Source organism: Streptomyces sp. NPDC040589, from assembly GCF_055594445.1.
Map to the genome: position 1 here is coordinate 395,212 of NZ_JBVIWP010000007.1, position 14,454 is coordinate 409,665.

General features: G+C 73.8%; 12 protein-coding genes. 1 reads left to right on the forward strand and 11 read right to left on the reverse strand.

Going from position 1 to position 14,454, the window contains the following annotated elements:
- Positions 1–27 precede the first annotated feature (27 nt).
- The 11 genes from ACZ58V_RS29860 to ACZ58V_RS29910 form a co-directional block, all read right to left on the reverse strand.
- Positions 28–1,119 (reverse strand): acyltransferase family protein, encoded by a 1,092-nt coding sequence (locus ACZ58V_RS29860; RefSeq protein WP_471293749.1) that lies wholly within the window; start codon positions 1,117–1,119, stop codon positions 28–30.
- 141 nt (positions 1,120–1,260) lie between these two features.
- A complete protein-coding gene (locus tag ACZ58V_RS29865) occupies positions 1,261–3,222 on the reverse strand; it encodes an ABC transporter ATP-binding protein (RefSeq protein ID WP_471293752.1) in 1,962 nt (653 codons plus the stop codon).
- Positions 3,219–3,995, reverse strand: a complete 777-nt coding sequence (locus ACZ58V_RS29870) for an ABC transporter permease subunit (protein WP_468192454.1) — start codon at positions 3,993–3,995, stop codon at positions 3,219–3,221. Before ACZ58V_RS29870 ends, ACZ58V_RS29865 begins: the two co-directional genes overlap by 4 nt.
- 14 nt (positions 3,996–4,009) lie before the next feature.
- On the reverse strand, positions 4,010–4,969 hold the full coding sequence (locus ACZ58V_RS29875) for an ABC transporter permease (protein ID WP_471293755.1): 960 nt from the start codon (positions 4,967–4,969) through the stop codon (positions 4,010–4,012).
- Positions 4,966–6,540, reverse strand: coding sequence for an ABC transporter substrate-binding protein (locus tag ACZ58V_RS29880; protein ID WP_471293758.1), 1,575 nt, complete (start codon positions 6,538–6,540; stop codon positions 4,966–4,968). The genes ACZ58V_RS29875 and ACZ58V_RS29880 overlap by 4 nt, the downstream gene beginning before the upstream one ends.
- A gap of 23 nt (positions 6,541–6,563) precedes the next feature.
- Positions 6,564–7,370, reverse strand: coding sequence for a class I SAM-dependent DNA methyltransferase (locus ACZ58V_RS29885; RefSeq protein ID WP_471293761.1), 807 nt, complete (start codon positions 7,368–7,370; stop codon positions 6,564–6,566).
- Positions 7,367–8,590 carry an MFS transporter gene (locus tag ACZ58V_RS29890; RefSeq protein ID WP_471293764.1) on the reverse strand — a complete coding sequence of 408 codons (1,224 nt, stop codon included), beginning with the start codon at positions 8,588–8,590 and terminating at the stop codon, positions 7,367–7,369. The genes ACZ58V_RS29885 and ACZ58V_RS29890 overlap by 4 nt, the downstream gene beginning before the upstream one ends.
- Positions 8,574–9,626 carry a dipeptide epimerase gene (locus tag ACZ58V_RS29895; protein WP_471293767.1) on the reverse strand — a complete coding sequence of 351 codons (1,053 nt, stop codon included), beginning with the start codon at positions 9,624–9,626 and terminating at the stop codon, positions 8,574–8,576. Before ACZ58V_RS29895 ends, ACZ58V_RS29890 begins: the two co-directional genes overlap by 17 nt.
- Positions 9,623–10,711, reverse strand: coding sequence for a PLP-dependent cysteine synthase family protein (locus tag ACZ58V_RS29900; RefSeq protein WP_468192218.1), 1,089 nt, complete (start codon positions 10,709–10,711; stop codon positions 9,623–9,625). The genes ACZ58V_RS29895 and ACZ58V_RS29900 overlap by 4 nt, the downstream gene beginning before the upstream one ends.
- The gene (locus ACZ58V_RS29905; protein ID WP_468192219.1) at positions 10,708–11,556 is read right to left on the reverse strand and encodes a Rossmann-like domain-containing protein; all 849 of its coding nucleotides are present in this window, start codon (positions 11,554–11,556) and stop codon (positions 10,708–10,710) included. The genes ACZ58V_RS29900 and ACZ58V_RS29905 overlap by 4 nt, the downstream gene beginning before the upstream one ends.
- Positions 11,553–12,809 (reverse strand): ATP-grasp domain-containing protein, encoded by a 1,257-nt coding sequence (locus ACZ58V_RS29910; RefSeq protein ID WP_471293771.1) that lies wholly within the window; start codon positions 12,807–12,809, stop codon positions 11,553–11,555. Before ACZ58V_RS29910 ends, ACZ58V_RS29905 begins: the two co-directional genes overlap by 4 nt.
- 146 nt (positions 12,810–12,955) lie before the next feature.
- Between ACZ58V_RS29910 and ACZ58V_RS29915 the strand changes: the two genes are divergently transcribed.
- Complete coding sequence (locus ACZ58V_RS29915; protein ID WP_471293773.1) at positions 12,956–14,446, forward strand: alpha/beta hydrolase; 1,491 nt, start codon at positions 12,956–12,958, stop codon at positions 14,444–14,446.
- Positions 14,447–14,454: the final 8 nt, after the last annotated feature.

Below are 14,454 nucleotides of genomic sequence, written 5' to 3' on the forward strand. Positions count from 1 at the left end.
TGTCTCTCCAGCGTGCGGGCTCGACGCTCACCCCGCCGCTCGGCGGAAGGCCCCCTCCATCCCCGGTTCCGTCACGCAGCGGAACAGACGCCGTACGGACGGCGTGCACAGCGCGGTCATGACCGCGGCGGCCACCAGGGTGGCCGTGAGCGCGCCGACGGGCCCCTGGACCCAGGCCGGTTCGTACCAGCCCCAGTACTTGGCGGCCTGCGCGACGAAGCCGTGCAGCAGATAGCCGCACAGCGTGCCCGCGCCCAGCACGGTGAACCACATCCGGCGCCCCGGCACCCAGGCGAGGAAACAGACGACCAGGACGACCGAGCAGCCGAAGGCGGCCAGGGTCATCAGGGGCCCGTACCAGAAGGGCGCGGCCAGGGCCCGGGCGCTGTCGGCATGGAAGAACCAGGCGTAGTTCATCCGCGGAACCGCCCAGTACGCCACGGCGAGGGCGCAGACGGCGACCGGCACGGCGAGGATGCGCACCTTGCGCCGGCGCACCAGCCGGAAGTGCTCCGGCCGCAGCAGCAGCCCGAAGACGAAATACGGCAGGAACTGCAGGGTGCGTTGCAGGTCGAGGTCGTTGCCGAGGGACGGCGAGAGCGTCGCCAGCATCGCGATGACGAAGGCCAGCGGCAGCGGCCACCGCACATGACGCCAGAGCGGCGTCGTCAGCCGCCAGATGAACAGCGCCGCGAGGAACCAGGTCAGGTACAGCGGATCCAGCAGGCTGATCGGCCGGTCCGGGTCCTGGCTGGTCCAGCGGGTGAACAGGGTGTACGCCGTCTCGAACACGACGTACGGGACGACGACGCCGGTGACCAGGCGCTTCAGCTTCCCCGGGCTTCCGTCGAAGGTGCGCGAGAAGTAGCCGGAGATGATGATGAACGCCGGCATGTGGAAGGCGTAGACGAGCATGTAGAGCGCGGTGACGGCCCTGCTGCCCGGCCGCAACGGCTCCCAGGCGTGCCCCACGGCCACCAGCACGATCGCCAGGTACTTGGCGTTGTCGAAGAACGCGTCCCGCTGCCGGGCCGGTCGGGCCGGCACGTCCTGCTCTTTGGTCCGAGTGGCCCGGGCTTGTTCGGCCGCCGGGCGGGCCGTTGTCACCGTGTCACTCACGGGCCCTCCCCCAGCGACTCGAAGCGGCAGTGCCTCGTCTTGCGTGGAGTAAGGGAGTGGTGTCTGCGCAGAACATCGTCCGCACCCTAATCACAGGGCCGTGCCCTCGTTCAACTCGTAACGGGTGTGACTCGCTTCGGTTCATGCCCGGGTATACGTACCGAGACGGGCGATCGTCTCCGCGAGGGCGGCGGTGAAAGGGTGCCGCGGCTCGGTCAGGATCCTTCGGGCCGGGCCCTGTTCGACGACTTCGCCCGCGTCCAGGACGGCGATGCGGTGGGCGAGTGCCGCCGTGTCCAGGTCGTGGGTGATGAGCACGAGGGCGAGGTCGGGTCCGTGAAGTCCCGTCGTCCGCCCGGAGGGCGGGCCCTGCGGCGTCTGGTGCGTGCTCTCGGCGTGCCGGGCGGAGCCCCTCGTACTGGATGTACTTGGGGGTCCGGCCGGTGCGGCGAGAGGGCGTGCCAGGCGTCGCGGGGCAGGCGGGCCTTTGCGGACACGACCTGGGTCGTCGCGGTCGCGGACCAGTGCGGTGAGCAGGTCGAGGATGCCGCGCCGGGTGACGGTGTCGAGGCCGGAGGTGATCTCGTCGCAGACCAGGACCCGGGGGCGGGCGAGGAGGGCGCGGGCGAGGGCGGCGCGCTGGAGTTCACCGCCGGAGAGCTCGCCGGGGCGGCGGCGGACGAGACCGTCCGGGAGCCCGAGGCTCGCGAGTGTGGTCAGGGCCTCGTCCGTGGCCGTCTTCTCGTCGGTGCCGCGCAGCCGGACGGCGGTACGGGCGACCTGGGCGAGGACGGGCCGGTGCTCGTCGAAGGCGGCCCGGGCGTCCTGGAAGACGTACTGCACGGCCGCCAGTTGCGCACGACTGCGCTGCCGCAGGCTGCGCGGCAGCGCGGTCCCGTCGAGCAGGATCTCACCGTCGTGGTCCTGGTGGAGTCCGGCCAGGCAGCGGGCGAGGGTGGTCTTGCCGCTGCCCGAACGGCCGACGACGGCGAGGCATTCGCCGGGGTGCAGGTCGAGGTGCGGGGCGCGCAGGACGGTGGTGGTGCCTCGGCGGGTGCCGCCGTGGTGGCGGGCGGTGAGGTGGCTTACGCGCAGGACGGGGGGAGGGACCAGGTCGGGTGTGTCCTCGGCTCGGGGGCGGGCGGGTTCCGGCAGGGCGGGGCGACGGGCGGAGGCGGGGCTGTCGTCGTCCTGCGCCCGGGCAGGGCGCTCGGGCGTCGGCGAGGCGGGGGCACGGACAGGGGCCAGGCTGTCGTCGTCCTGCGCCCGGGCAGCCAGATCGCGTACGCGCGAGGCGGGGCCACGGACGGAGGCGAGGCCGTTCTGCGCCAAGTCAGCGCCGGCCTCGCCGGCGAGAGCCGGGACGTGTTCTGCGAGGAGGCGGCGGGTCCATTCGTGGCGGGGTGCGTGCCACAGGCGTTGGGCGGGGCCCGACTCGACGACGCGGCCCGTGCTCAGGACGAGGACCTCGTCCGCGAGCGCGCGGACCACGTCCAGGTCGTGGCTGAGCAGGACGACCGCGATGCCGCGGGCCGCGACCGCCGCCAGCTGGTCGACGATGCCGCTCTTGGTCAGCGCGTCCTGGCCGGTGGTGGGTTCGTCGGCGACGATGACGCGGGCGCCGAGGAGGAGGGCCTGGGCGAGGACGACGCGTTGCTGCTGGCCGCCGGAGAGCTGGTGGGGGTAGCGGCTCAACATGACTTCGGGGTCCCGGAGTTGGGCCTCCGTCAGGGCTTCGAGCACCCGTTCCCGGGCCGCCGTGCGGCGCTGCGCGCGGGGCAGGTGGCGTACCTGGGCGCGGGCGATGTCGTCGAGCAGGGCGCTGACGCGGCGGGCCGGGTTGAGGACGGCGGCGGGATGCTGGGGCACGTACCCGACCGGGCCGTCCCCGGACCGGCGCACCTCCCCGGTGATCTGGGCGCCGGGCGGATACTCCCCCAGCAGTGCGAGGCCGGTGGTGGTCTTGCCGCTCCCGGAGGCGCCGACCAGGGCGGTCACCCGGCCGGGGAGCACGCGCAGGTCCACCCCGTCGACGATGGCCCGGCCGGCGATCTCGACGCGCAGGTCACGGATCTCGGCGACCAGGTAGGTCTGATGGCTCACGGGCGTCGCCCTTTCTTGTCCAGTGCGGCGTCGAAGAGCAGGTTGGTGCCCGTCGTCAGGGCGACGATCAGCAGGGCGGGCACGACCACGGCCCAGGGCTGGATGAACAGGCCCGTGCGGTTGCGGTCGACCATGACCGCCCAGTCGGCGGCGTCCGGGGCGACGCCCACGCCGAGGAACGCGGCCGTCGACACCAGGTACAGCACGCCGGTCAGCCGGACACCGGCGTCGGCGGCCAGGGTGCGCAGGGCGGAACGGCCGACGTAGCCGACGGCGACGCGCCACCACGACTCGCCCTGCATGCGCAGCGCCTCCACAGCGGGCCGGGCCGCCGCCTCGGCCGCCGCGGCCCGTACGATCCGGGCGGCGTCGGGCACGTTCACCAGCGCGACGAGCAGCGCGAGGCCGGCCGCGCCCGGCGAGAACACGGACGCCACGAGCAGGATCAGCAGCAGCGAGGGTACGGCGAGCAGCACGTCCAGCGGCCGCATCAGCAGCTCCTCAAGCCACCGTGCGTGGGTGACCGCGGCGGCGAGTCCGACCGGCAGGGCGACGAGGTAGGCGAGGGCGGTCGCGGCGAGCGCGGTCAGCACGACCGTACGGCCGCCGTGCAGCACCTGCTGCCAGACATCCCGGCCGACGAAGTCGGTGCCGAGCCAGTGGCCGCCGCCAAAGGTGAAGGAGACGGCGCGGGGGCCGGGATCGCCGGCGAACAGAGGCCCCAGGAGGGCGAGAAGCAGCGGGACGGCGACGACGGCGAGGCCGAGCAGCATGCGGCGCGGGGCCCTCACGCCGCCACCCCCGCCCGCGGCGTCAGCCGGTACGCCACCACGTCCGCGCCCAGATTCAGTACGACGGTCAGCACGCCGAACACCACCGCCAGCCCCTGCACCACCGGCACGTCCCGCTCGGCGACGGCGTTGAGGAGGACGGTTCCGAGGCCGGGGATCACGAAGAGCGCCTCCACGACGATGACCCCGCACAGCAGCCAGTCGACGGTGCGGGCGAGTTGCTGGGCGGCCGGGGCCAGGGCGTTGGGCAGGGCGTGGGCGTAGCGGACACGGGCGCCGGGGACGCCGTAGCGGCGGGCGTGGGCGGCGTAGGGCGAGGCGAGGGCGTCGACCATGCCGGCCCGGACCAGGCGGGACAGGGAGCAGACCGGGCGGGACAGCAGGACCAGCACCGGCAGGACGAGCACGGCCGGGTGACCGAGCAGGTCCGTGCCGTAGCCCACCGCCGTCGGCGGCAGCCAGGCCAGTTTCAGCGCGACGACCGTCACCAGCAGCACCCCGAGGGCGAATTCGGGCACGGCGTACACGGCGAGTGTCACCGAGCTGACCAGCCGGTCGATCAGCCGCCCCTCGTGGCGGGCGGCGAGTACGCCGAGACCGAAGCCGAGCGGGACGAGCAGGGCGACGGTGAGCGCGGCCAGCAGCAGGCTCGGGCCGAAGCCGTCGGCGATGTAGTCGGCGACGGGGCGGCCGGAGGTCAGGGAGGTGCCGAAGTCGCCCCGCGGGAGGCCCGCCGCCCAGTCCGCCAGCCGTGCGTACGCGGGCCGGTCCAGCTCCAGGGTCTCGCGGATCGCCGCGATGCGCGCGGGGTCGGGCTGGTCGCCCGCGAGGGCCACGGCGGCGTCGCCCGGGAGGGCCTCGGTGAGCGCGAAGACCAGCAGCACCACGGCCACGGTCTGGGCGAGGCCGAGGAGCAGCCGCCGGACGACGAACGAGCCCAGGCCGCTCGCTTTCACGCGAGCCACACCTTGTCGAAGCGGGCCCAGTCGAGGGTGTTGGCCGGAGCCTTGGTCTCGACTCCCCTGACCTTGCGAGCCGTTCCGAGGATCCAGTCGGCGAAGCCCCAGACGAGGAAGCCGCCCTCGGCGTACAGCCGGCGCTGCATCCGTTCGTAGACGGCGGACCGCTCGGTCTTGTCGCGGGTGGACTGCGCCTGCTGGTAGAGGGCGTCGAAGTCCTTGTGGCGCCACCGGGTGGCGTTGGTCGTGGAGTCGGTGAGCAGCCTCTGGGAGATGTGGGCCTCGATGGGCATGGCACCGGAGCGGTAGCAGCACAGGGTGCCGCCGTCGAGGATGTCGCTCCAGTAGGAGTCCTTGCTGCCCATCCGCACATCGATCGTGACGCCGGCCTTGGCGGCCTGGTCGCGGAAGATGCCGGCCGCCTCGGTGAAACCGGCGGCGACGGCCGAGGTGTCCAGGGTGACCTTCAGTTTCTCGGCGCCGGCCCGCTTCAGCAGGGCGCGGGCGCGGTCGAGGTCCTGCTCGCGCTGGGGCAGACCGTCGGCGTAGTACTCGTAGCCCTTGCCGAACAGGTCGTTGCCGGCCTCGCCCGCGCCGGACAGGGCGCCGTCGACGAGTTCCTTCCGGTCGGCGATGAGGAAGAACGCCTCGCGTACCCGCCGGTCGTCGAAGGGCGGCCGGTCGGTCTTCATACAGAACGCCTGCATGGCGCTGTTGCGCAGCCGGACGATCTCGATCTGCCCCCGGCCCTCGTGGGCGCGGGCGGTGGTGGGGTTGAGTTCGTGCGCGTACTCGACCTGGCCCGCGAGGAGGGCGTTGACGCGCGCGGACTCCTCGTTGGCGACCACGAATTCGAGTTCGTCGAGGTGCGGGGCACCGTCCCAGTAGTCCTCGTGGCGGCGGAAGACGGCGGAGCGGCCGGGCGCGAAGGAGACGAAGCGGAAGGGGCCGGAGCCGATCGGCCGCCGGTCGAAGTCGGTGCCGGTGGCGTTCTCGGGGACGATGTAGGCGCCGAACGCGGCCAGGACATTGGGGAATTCGGCCGTGGGGCGCTTGAGGACGAACTCGACGGTCCGCTCGCCGGTGGCGCGGCTGGCGTCGAGGTCGATGGGTTCCAGAGAGGCCTTGGCGCGGAACGCCTGCTTGGGGTCGGCGATCCGGCGGTAGCTGTAGAGGACGTCCTTGGCGGTGACCGGCCTGCCGTCGTGGAAGGCGGCCTCGCGCAGGGTGATCTGCCAGCGGTCGAGGGTCTTGTTCGACTCCCACTTGGCGGCGAGGCGGGGACTGGCGGAGAGATCGGCGTCGTAGTCGGCGAGCTTGTCGTAGAGGGCCTTGGCGCGGGCGACGTCGGCGAACAGGTTGGCCAGGTGCGGGTCGAGGGTCTCGCTCGCGCCGCCGCCGGCGAAGGCGGCGCGCAGCCGTCCGCCGCGCTTGGGCGTCTCCCCCCTGCCGCTGTCCGTCTTGTCCTCCGTGCCGCCGCCGCAGCCGGCGAGGGCGAGGGCGGCGGCACCGGTGGTGGCGGCGAGGAAGCCGCGTCGGCGCAGGCCGGGAAAGTGTTCGTCGTGCATGGCTGGTCCTTCGTGTCTTCGGGTCAGGGGGTGTGGCGGCGCGCGACGACGTGCAGCCGGTCCCCGTCGGTGGCGGTGCCGGGCAACTCGCCCTGCCGCCAACGGGGTTCGGTGCGCGGGCCGGGGCCGTCGTGCAGTTCGAGCACCTCGAAGTCGTGCGCGGTGAGGAAGCGCCGTAGCTCCTGCGGGAACAGCAGTCGCCAGGCGGAGTGCTGTGCGGCGGGCGGGGAGCCGTCGTCCGTGGTCCAGACGCGGGTACGGCGGAGCAGTTGGGCGGTGCGATCGACGGTCAGCGTGGTGTTCGACCGGTAGGCCGTGCCCTGCCAGGCGAACTCGTCGACGGCGGGCCGGTCGAGCAGGTCGGTGCGGCCGAGGAAGTACGCGCCGTTGCGCATCTCGGCGACCAGCAGCCCGCCCGGTGTGAGGGCGTGGCGGCAGGAGGCGAGGAAGCCGTCGAGCTGGTCGTTGGTGTGGCAGTACAGCAGGGAGCTGTCCAGGCAGACGACCGCGTCGAAGGCGTCGTGGCCCAGGTCGAAGCCGTGCAGGTCGGCCCGGACGTACGCGGGGCCGGGATGGCGGTCGCGGGCGTGGGCGAGCATCGCCTCGGAGAGGTCGGCGCCGGTCACGGTCCGGCCGGACCGGTGCAGGGCGGCGGCGTCGCGGCCGGTACCGCAGCCCAGGTCCAGGACGCGCGGTCCGGCCCCGTGGCGGCGCAGGCAGTCCTCCGTCCACCGGGCGGCCAGCCGTTCGGGGTCGGGGAAGCGGGCCTCGTACAGCTCGGGGCGGTCGGTGAGGAGGTTGCCGGGCTCGCCGCCGCGGAAGTCGCTCATACGGTGCTCCGCTCGCGCACCGGGTCCGCGGGCTCCGGCAGCGCCCCGCGGCGGTACAGCCACGCCACCGCGCCCGCCGAGGCCAGCCCGAACAGCGCACAGCAGACCCACGGCAGCCAGGAATGCCCGCCGCGCTCGCCCGTGTCCATGGCCCAGCCGACGGCCGTGTTGCCGAGGGCGGCGGCGACGCCCGAGACGACGTAGAAGATCCCGAAGTACGTGCCGGTCAGCTCGGGCCGGCCGAAGCGCGGGATCAGCTCCATCACGAACGGCTGCGCGATCATGATGCCGAGGTACAGCAGCAGCGCGCCCGCCAGGACGGGCACGGCACCTGCCGTGAGGGTCGGCGGCAGGAAGGCGAGCCCCATCACCGCGAGCCCGACGGCTATCCAACGCGCCCTGTTCCCCTGGGACTTGAGACGCTTGGTGATCCTCAGCTGGAGCGCCAGGTTGGCGACCGTGCCGACGAGGAAGACGATGCCCGCCGCTCCGTCCCAGCCGGTCGCCTTCCTGGCGCCGTCGGGCAGCAGCAGATACAGCTGGTTCTCCAGGGTGAACATGCCGACCATGGCGAGTGCGAAGGCGACGAAGGCGCGGTTGCCGAGCACTTCGCGCCAGTCCCCGAGGACGCCGCCGCCGCTCGGCTCGACCTTCCGCGCGGGCAGGACGAGGGCCTGCGCCACGGTGAGGACGGCGAAGATCCCCGCCGCGGTGAGCGCGGACGTGCGGAAGTCGACGAGGAGCAGGGCGCTGCCCAGCAGCGGGCCGACGAGCGCGCCGGTCGTGGCGAACACGTTGAACAGCGCGAACGCCTCCGCCTTGCGCTCCCCGGCCTCCTGCGCGAGATACGCCCGCACGGCCGGGTTGAACAGCGCCCCCGCGAGCCCGCTCAGCACGGACGCGGCGAGCAGCACCGTCAGCCCGTCGCCGAGCGCGAACAGCGCGAACCCGAGGGTGCGCAGGGCACAGCCCGCGATGATGACGCCACGTGCGCCGAGCCGGTCGGAGGCGGAGCCGCCGATGATGAACAGGCCCTGCTGGCTGAGGTTGCGGACCCCGAGGACGATGCCGACGACCGCCGCCGACAGGCCGAGGTTCTCGGTGAGGTGGGTGGCGAGGTAGGGGATGAGCAGGTAGAAGCCGGTGTTGACGCCGAGCTGGTTGACCAGCAGGAGCCGCACGGCGAGCGGGAAGCGCCGCATCTCATGCCACGTCCGCACGGACCGCCACCTCCTCGACGCCCAGGCCGGCGAGGCCGCTGGTGCGGACGACGCCGTCGGCGCCGCCGATCCCGGTCCAGGGGTCGTGGGCGAGCAGCAGATGCCCGTCGAGGTCGGCCCAGCGGGCCCGGTCGGCGAGGTGGACGGCGGGGGCGAGTCCGAGGGTGCTGGCGGTCAGGCAGCCGAGCATCAGATCGGTGCCGCTGCCCTCGATCGACTCGGCGATGCGCAGGGCCGCCTGTACGCCGCCGCACTTGGCGAGCTTGACGTTGACGCCCTGGACGCGTCCGGCGAGGCGGTGGACGTCCTCCAGGGTCACGGCGTCCTCGTCGGCGATGACGGGCAGCGGCGCGCGCTCCGCGAGGGCGCCCAGGGTGTCCGGGTCGCCGGGCGGAACGGGCTGCTCGACGGCTGCCACGCCGAGGTCGGCGAAGCGCGGCAGCAGGGCGTCCGCCCGCGCCACGGACCAGGCGCCGTTGGGGTCGAGGAGCAGCCGGGCCCGGGGAGCGGCGTCGCGGATGACGCGCACGCGCTCGATGTCGTCCTCGGGGTCGGGGGCGCCCGCCTTGACCTTGATGACCTCGAAGCCGCTCGCGGCGAGGCGCCGGGCCTCGGCCGCCGCACGGGCCAGGGCCGTGATGCCGATGGTGCGGGCGGTCGCGGCGACGGGCGGGGCGGTGGTCCCGAGGAGGCGGTGCACGGGGACGCCCGCGCGCTTGCCGGCCAGGTCGAGCAGCGCCGACTCGACGGCGGCGGTGACCGCGGGCGGCGCGTCACTCGCGGTCAGCTCCCCCGCCGGCAGGGCCTCCAGGGCGCTCTCCGGATCGGCGAAACGGCTCAGGTCCACGGCCGTGAGGAGCCGTACGAGCGTCTCGGTGCCGAGCCCGTAGTAGACGCTGGTGACGGCCTCGCCGTGGCCGCGCACTCCGTCGTGTTCGACGGTGAGCCATACGGCGTCGCGCGCGGTCATGGTGGAACGGGAGATGCGCAGCGGCTCGGCGAGTGCGAGGCGTACGGTGCGCAGGCTGGACTTCACGGGCTCTCTTTCTTCAGGGCGGGGGCGGCGAGCGGGTCGCTGACGCGGGTGCAGCGGACCCAGCCGGCGGCCTCCGCCGCACAGGGGTGCGGTATCTCGACGGGCCGGGTGGCCGCGGCGTCCGGGTCGAGGCCGTGGGCGGCGGTGAAGTCGTCGTCGTAGACCGTGCCGAGGTAGCGGTGCGGGCCGTCGGGGAAGACGGTGGCGACGACCGCCCCGGGGTGGACGCGGGCGGCCCAGGCGGCGACCCGGGCCGCGGCGCCGGTGGACCAGCCGCCGCTGACGAAGGCGCCCCGGGCCAGTCGGCGACAGCTGTCGACGGCCTCGTTCGGGCCGACCCAGTGGACCTCGTCGAAGGCGTCGTAGGCGACGTTGCGCGGGTGGATGCTGCTGCCCAGGCCGCGCATCAGCCGGGGCCGGGCGGGCTGGCCGAAGATGGTGGAGCCGGTGGCGTCGACGCCGATGAGCCGCAGGGCGGGCCAGTGGCGGCGCAGTGGGCCGATGATGCCCGCGCTGTGGCCGCCGGTGCCGACGCTGCACACCAGGATGTCCAGATGGTCGAGTTCGACGGCGAGTTCGGCGGCCAGGGAGGCGTAACCGGCGGTGTTGTCGGGGTTGTTGTACTGGTCGGGCCAGTAGGCGCCGGGCAGTTCGGCCAGCAGTTCCCGCAGCCGGGCCAGACGCGCGGCCTGCCAGCCGCCCCGCTCGGCCGGGCGGTCGGCGATCTCCAGCCGCACTCCGTGGGAGCGCAGCAACTGGCGCATGGACGGCTCCAGTTCCCGGTCGCCGACCAGCACGACGGGATGGCCGAGAGCCTGTCCGGCGAAGGCGAGCCCGATGCCGAGGGTGCCGGAGGTGGACTCCACCACCGGGGCGCCGGGCAGCAGTTCGCCGCGCTCACGGGCGCCCAGCAGCATCGACACGGCGGCCCGTGCCTTCATGCCGCCCGCGGCGAGCCCTTCGAGCTTGGCCCAGAAGCCGGGGTGCGGGCCGGGCAGGTCGGCGGTGATGCGGGCCAGCGGGGTACGGCCGACCAGGGAGAGCAGTTCCCGTCGCGCGGCCGGGCGGAGCGCGGTCGCGGTCATCGCCCGCCTCCCGGACAGGAGCCGTCGTAACGGTGCAGGACACCGGGTCCGCCGTCGAGCCAGAAGAACGGGTACGGCTCCGCGCACACCGCGCTGACGCCCTGCCCGAGGAAGCGCGGCAGCACGGCGCTCCCGGTCTGGGCGAACATCACCAGCTGCTTGCGCTGCGCCAGCGCGTGCCGCCGCAGCGGTTCGAAGGTGCCGTTGCCCAGGGTCATGCCGGAGACGAGCAGCGCGTCACACCGGCCGGCCGCGGCGAGCGCGTCGGCGACGACCGGCTCGTCCCACTCGGTCGCGCCGCCCTTGAGGTCACACGGGATGTAGCGCAGGCCGCGCGAACGCAGCGCCTCCAGAAGGGAGTTGACCACTCCCACCACGAGCACGGTGGCACCGGCCGGCAGGTCGAGCAGGCCGACGACGGTCTTCGCCCGGGCCCGGGACTTCTCCAGTGACGAACCGGCGGTCAGGGGGACGGGGCGGGCGCCGTTCGCCGGGGTGTGCGGCAGGACGTGCATCAGATAGGCGTCGAGGGCCGCCACCCGCACCGCCGGCAGCGGATGCTCCAGCAGCCGGGCCACGTCCGCCCCCACACACTCCTCGACCGCGCTGTCGGGCAGCGCCCCGGGTTCGACCGCGCATGAGCCGACCGCCTCGGCGAGGCGCAGGCTGAGCACCTCGTTGCGGTAGCCGGTGCCCCGTCCGGCGTGCCGGACGGCCTGCCGGGTGGTGAAGGCGACGGCGACGCGCAGCGTGCCCGGGTCGGGCCCGAGGGCCCCCGCGCGGACCAGGCTGACCAGTCCCAGGAGGTCGTCGCACGAGGTGCGGGTGCCGGTGAGCGCGGTCATCGGATCACCAGTCCCGCCCGCAGCCCGTCCAGCAGGGTCTCGACGCGTGCGCGGGCGCCGAGTCCGTCGGCGTCGCCGGCCATGACGTGCCCCAGGTACTCGTTGTTGCTGCCCGCCGCCTTCACCGCCTTGCCGGGTTCGGCGAGTTGCACCTCCAGCACACCGGGCAGGTCGCACACGCTCACGCCGTCCAGCGCTTCGAGGGTGCCCGAGGAGCCCGGCACCAGGAAGCCGACGGCCGCGCTGCGCAGCCCGGTGTCCGTGTGCCGCAGGTCGGGTTCGCGGCCCAGGGCGACGTCCACGAAGGCGGCGGCGAGGTCGATCCCGGTGACGTGCCGGATGAGCTCGGTGATGCGGTTCCCGGCGGGCCGGGGGTTCACCTCGACCACGCGCGGCCCGGCCGAGGTCAGTTTGATCTCCGTGTGCGCCACGACCCCGTCGGTCAGGCCGAGGGCCTTGAGGGCGGCCAGCGCGGTCTGTTCGGCGGCCTCGGCGTCGGCCGTCGTCAGGTCGGCGGGGAACATGTGCCCGGTCTCGACGAAGGCGGGCGCCCCACCGACGCTCTTGTCGGTCACGCCCACCACATGGACCGCGCCCGCGTACGACACCGTCTCGACGCTCACCTCGGGACCGTCCAGCAGCTCTTCGAGCAGCACCACGGGCGTCCGCCGCTGTCCGCGCGCGTTGACCGGGAAGTCGGCCAGGGCCCGGCAGGCGGCGGCGAGTCGGGCCTCGTCGTCCACGCGGCGCACGAACATGCCCGCGCACAGGTCGACGGGCTTGACGACCAGCGGGTAGCCGATGTCCCGCGCGGCCCGCGCGATGTCGGCCCACTCCTCCCGGACGGCGAAGCGCGGCCCCGGCACTCCCGCGTCGCCGAGGACGCGGCGTGTGGTGTCCTTGCGGCAGGCGTTGCGGACCGCCTCGTGCCCGGGGCCGGGCAACCCGAGACGTTCCGCGATCCGTGCCACGGCCGGCAGGTAGTAGTCGCAGGACGTGACGACCCCGTCGAAGCCGAGCACCCCGTGCAGCCGCTCGACCTCGGGCAACAGCGCCTCGATGTCGTTGGTGTCGGCGGTGATGACGTTGCGGGCGCCGAGCAGCGGATGGGCCGTTCCCTCCGGGGCCGAGCGCAGGTAGTGGTGCAGGTCACGGGTGAGGAACGTGAACGCGTGCCCGTTCTCCCGGATCGCCCGCGGCAGCAGTCGGCTCATGGACCCGACCCAGCTCTCGACCACCAACAGATGAGCCACAACTCCCCCTTTCTTGCAGTGAGTCAGAGGCGTGCGGGCAGCCCGGCGAGCCCTCCGGGAGGAGGGTGCCGGGGGTTGCCCGCCAGAACGTTATCGATAATCATTTTCATTGTCATCTGATCGGGCGAAGATCTTCTGGAGACCCCTTGACCCGTCCCGCACGCCGCACCGCACTGCTGTGCGCCCTAGCGGCCGCCACCGCCCTGCTCCCCGCCGCCCCTGTCCGGGCGGCCGAGCCGCGCTCCCCGCTCCGCTTCACCGACTGCCCCGGCTCCATCCCCCGGCCGGCCGGGCCGGAGCGCGTCGAGTGCGGGCGACTCGCCGTGCCGCTGGATTGGCGCCATCCCCGAGGGCCGCGCATCGAGGTGGCCGTCTCACGGGTCCGCGCCTCGGGAACCCCCTCCGAACGACGCGGCATCCTGCTGGTCAACCCGGGCGGCCCGGGCGGCTCCGGACTCCCCTACGCGGTCACGAAGCGGGCCAAACTCCCCGAGAGCGTGCGGCGTGCGTACGACGTGGTCGGCTTCGACCCGCGCGGCGTCGGAAAGAGCACCCCGGTCTCCTGCGGCCCGATGGGCGGCCTCTTCGACAGCCCGGGCGACGACCCGGTGCCGGCCGGGGCCCCGGCGGAGCGGGCGTATCTGGCGTCCCTGCGCACGCTGGCCGACGACTGCGCGACGCACGCGGACCGCCTGCTGCCCCATCTGTCCACCGAGCAGACCGCGTACGACATGGACGCGATACGCGGAGCCCTCGGCGAACCGCGGACGAGCTTCCTCGGCGTCTCCTACGGCAGCCGGCTCGGCGCGGCGTACACCGCCCGCTTCCCGCACCGCGTCGGGCGGATGGTGCTGGACAGTGTGGTCGGGCCGTGGGACTGGTACGACTTCGATGTGCTCCAGAGCCGGGCGCTGCTGCGTCAGCGCGGGACGTTCTTCGCCTGGGCGGCGGCCCACGGCGAGCGATTCGGCCTGGGAGGGACACCGGGTGCGGTGCGGGAGGCGTATCTGCGGGTGCGCCGGGGACTCGCCGCGCGGCCGGTGGCGGGCTTCGGTCCGGCGGAGTTCGACCGCGCGGTGTACCGTGCGCTGGGCCGCACCGAACGCTGGGAGGGCCTCGCCGACGGTCTGCGCGGCTACCTGGCCGACGGCGCCCCGGACGGGCTGCGCCCGGCCTCCGCCTTCGACGGCCCGGACTCCCGCAATTACGAGGCGGCCAACCGGGTCGTCAAGTGCGCCGACGGGCCGGGCCCCGGCCCCCGCGACATCGTCACGGACATCCGCCGTACCCGCCGTCTCGACCCGCAGCCGGTCCTGACGGGCATGGAGGCGAACGCCTGTGCCTACTGGCACCACCGGCCCGGCCACCGCGCCCCGCTCGGAAGTCCGGACGCGCCGCCGGTCCTCCTCGTCGCCTCCGCGCACGACCCCGTCACGCCCGTCGAGGGGGCCCGCGGTCTACGGCGCCTGCTGCCCGGCGCACGCCTGGTCACCCTCGACAACGACTACTCCCACGGCGTGTTCGCGAGCCGCGGCAACGCGTGCGTGGACGACACCGTGGCGGCCTATCTGGTGCGCGGAACGGTGCCGTCGGCGGACGTGCGCTGCACGGGCCCGGGTCTGCCGACGGTTCAGTAGAGAGCGCC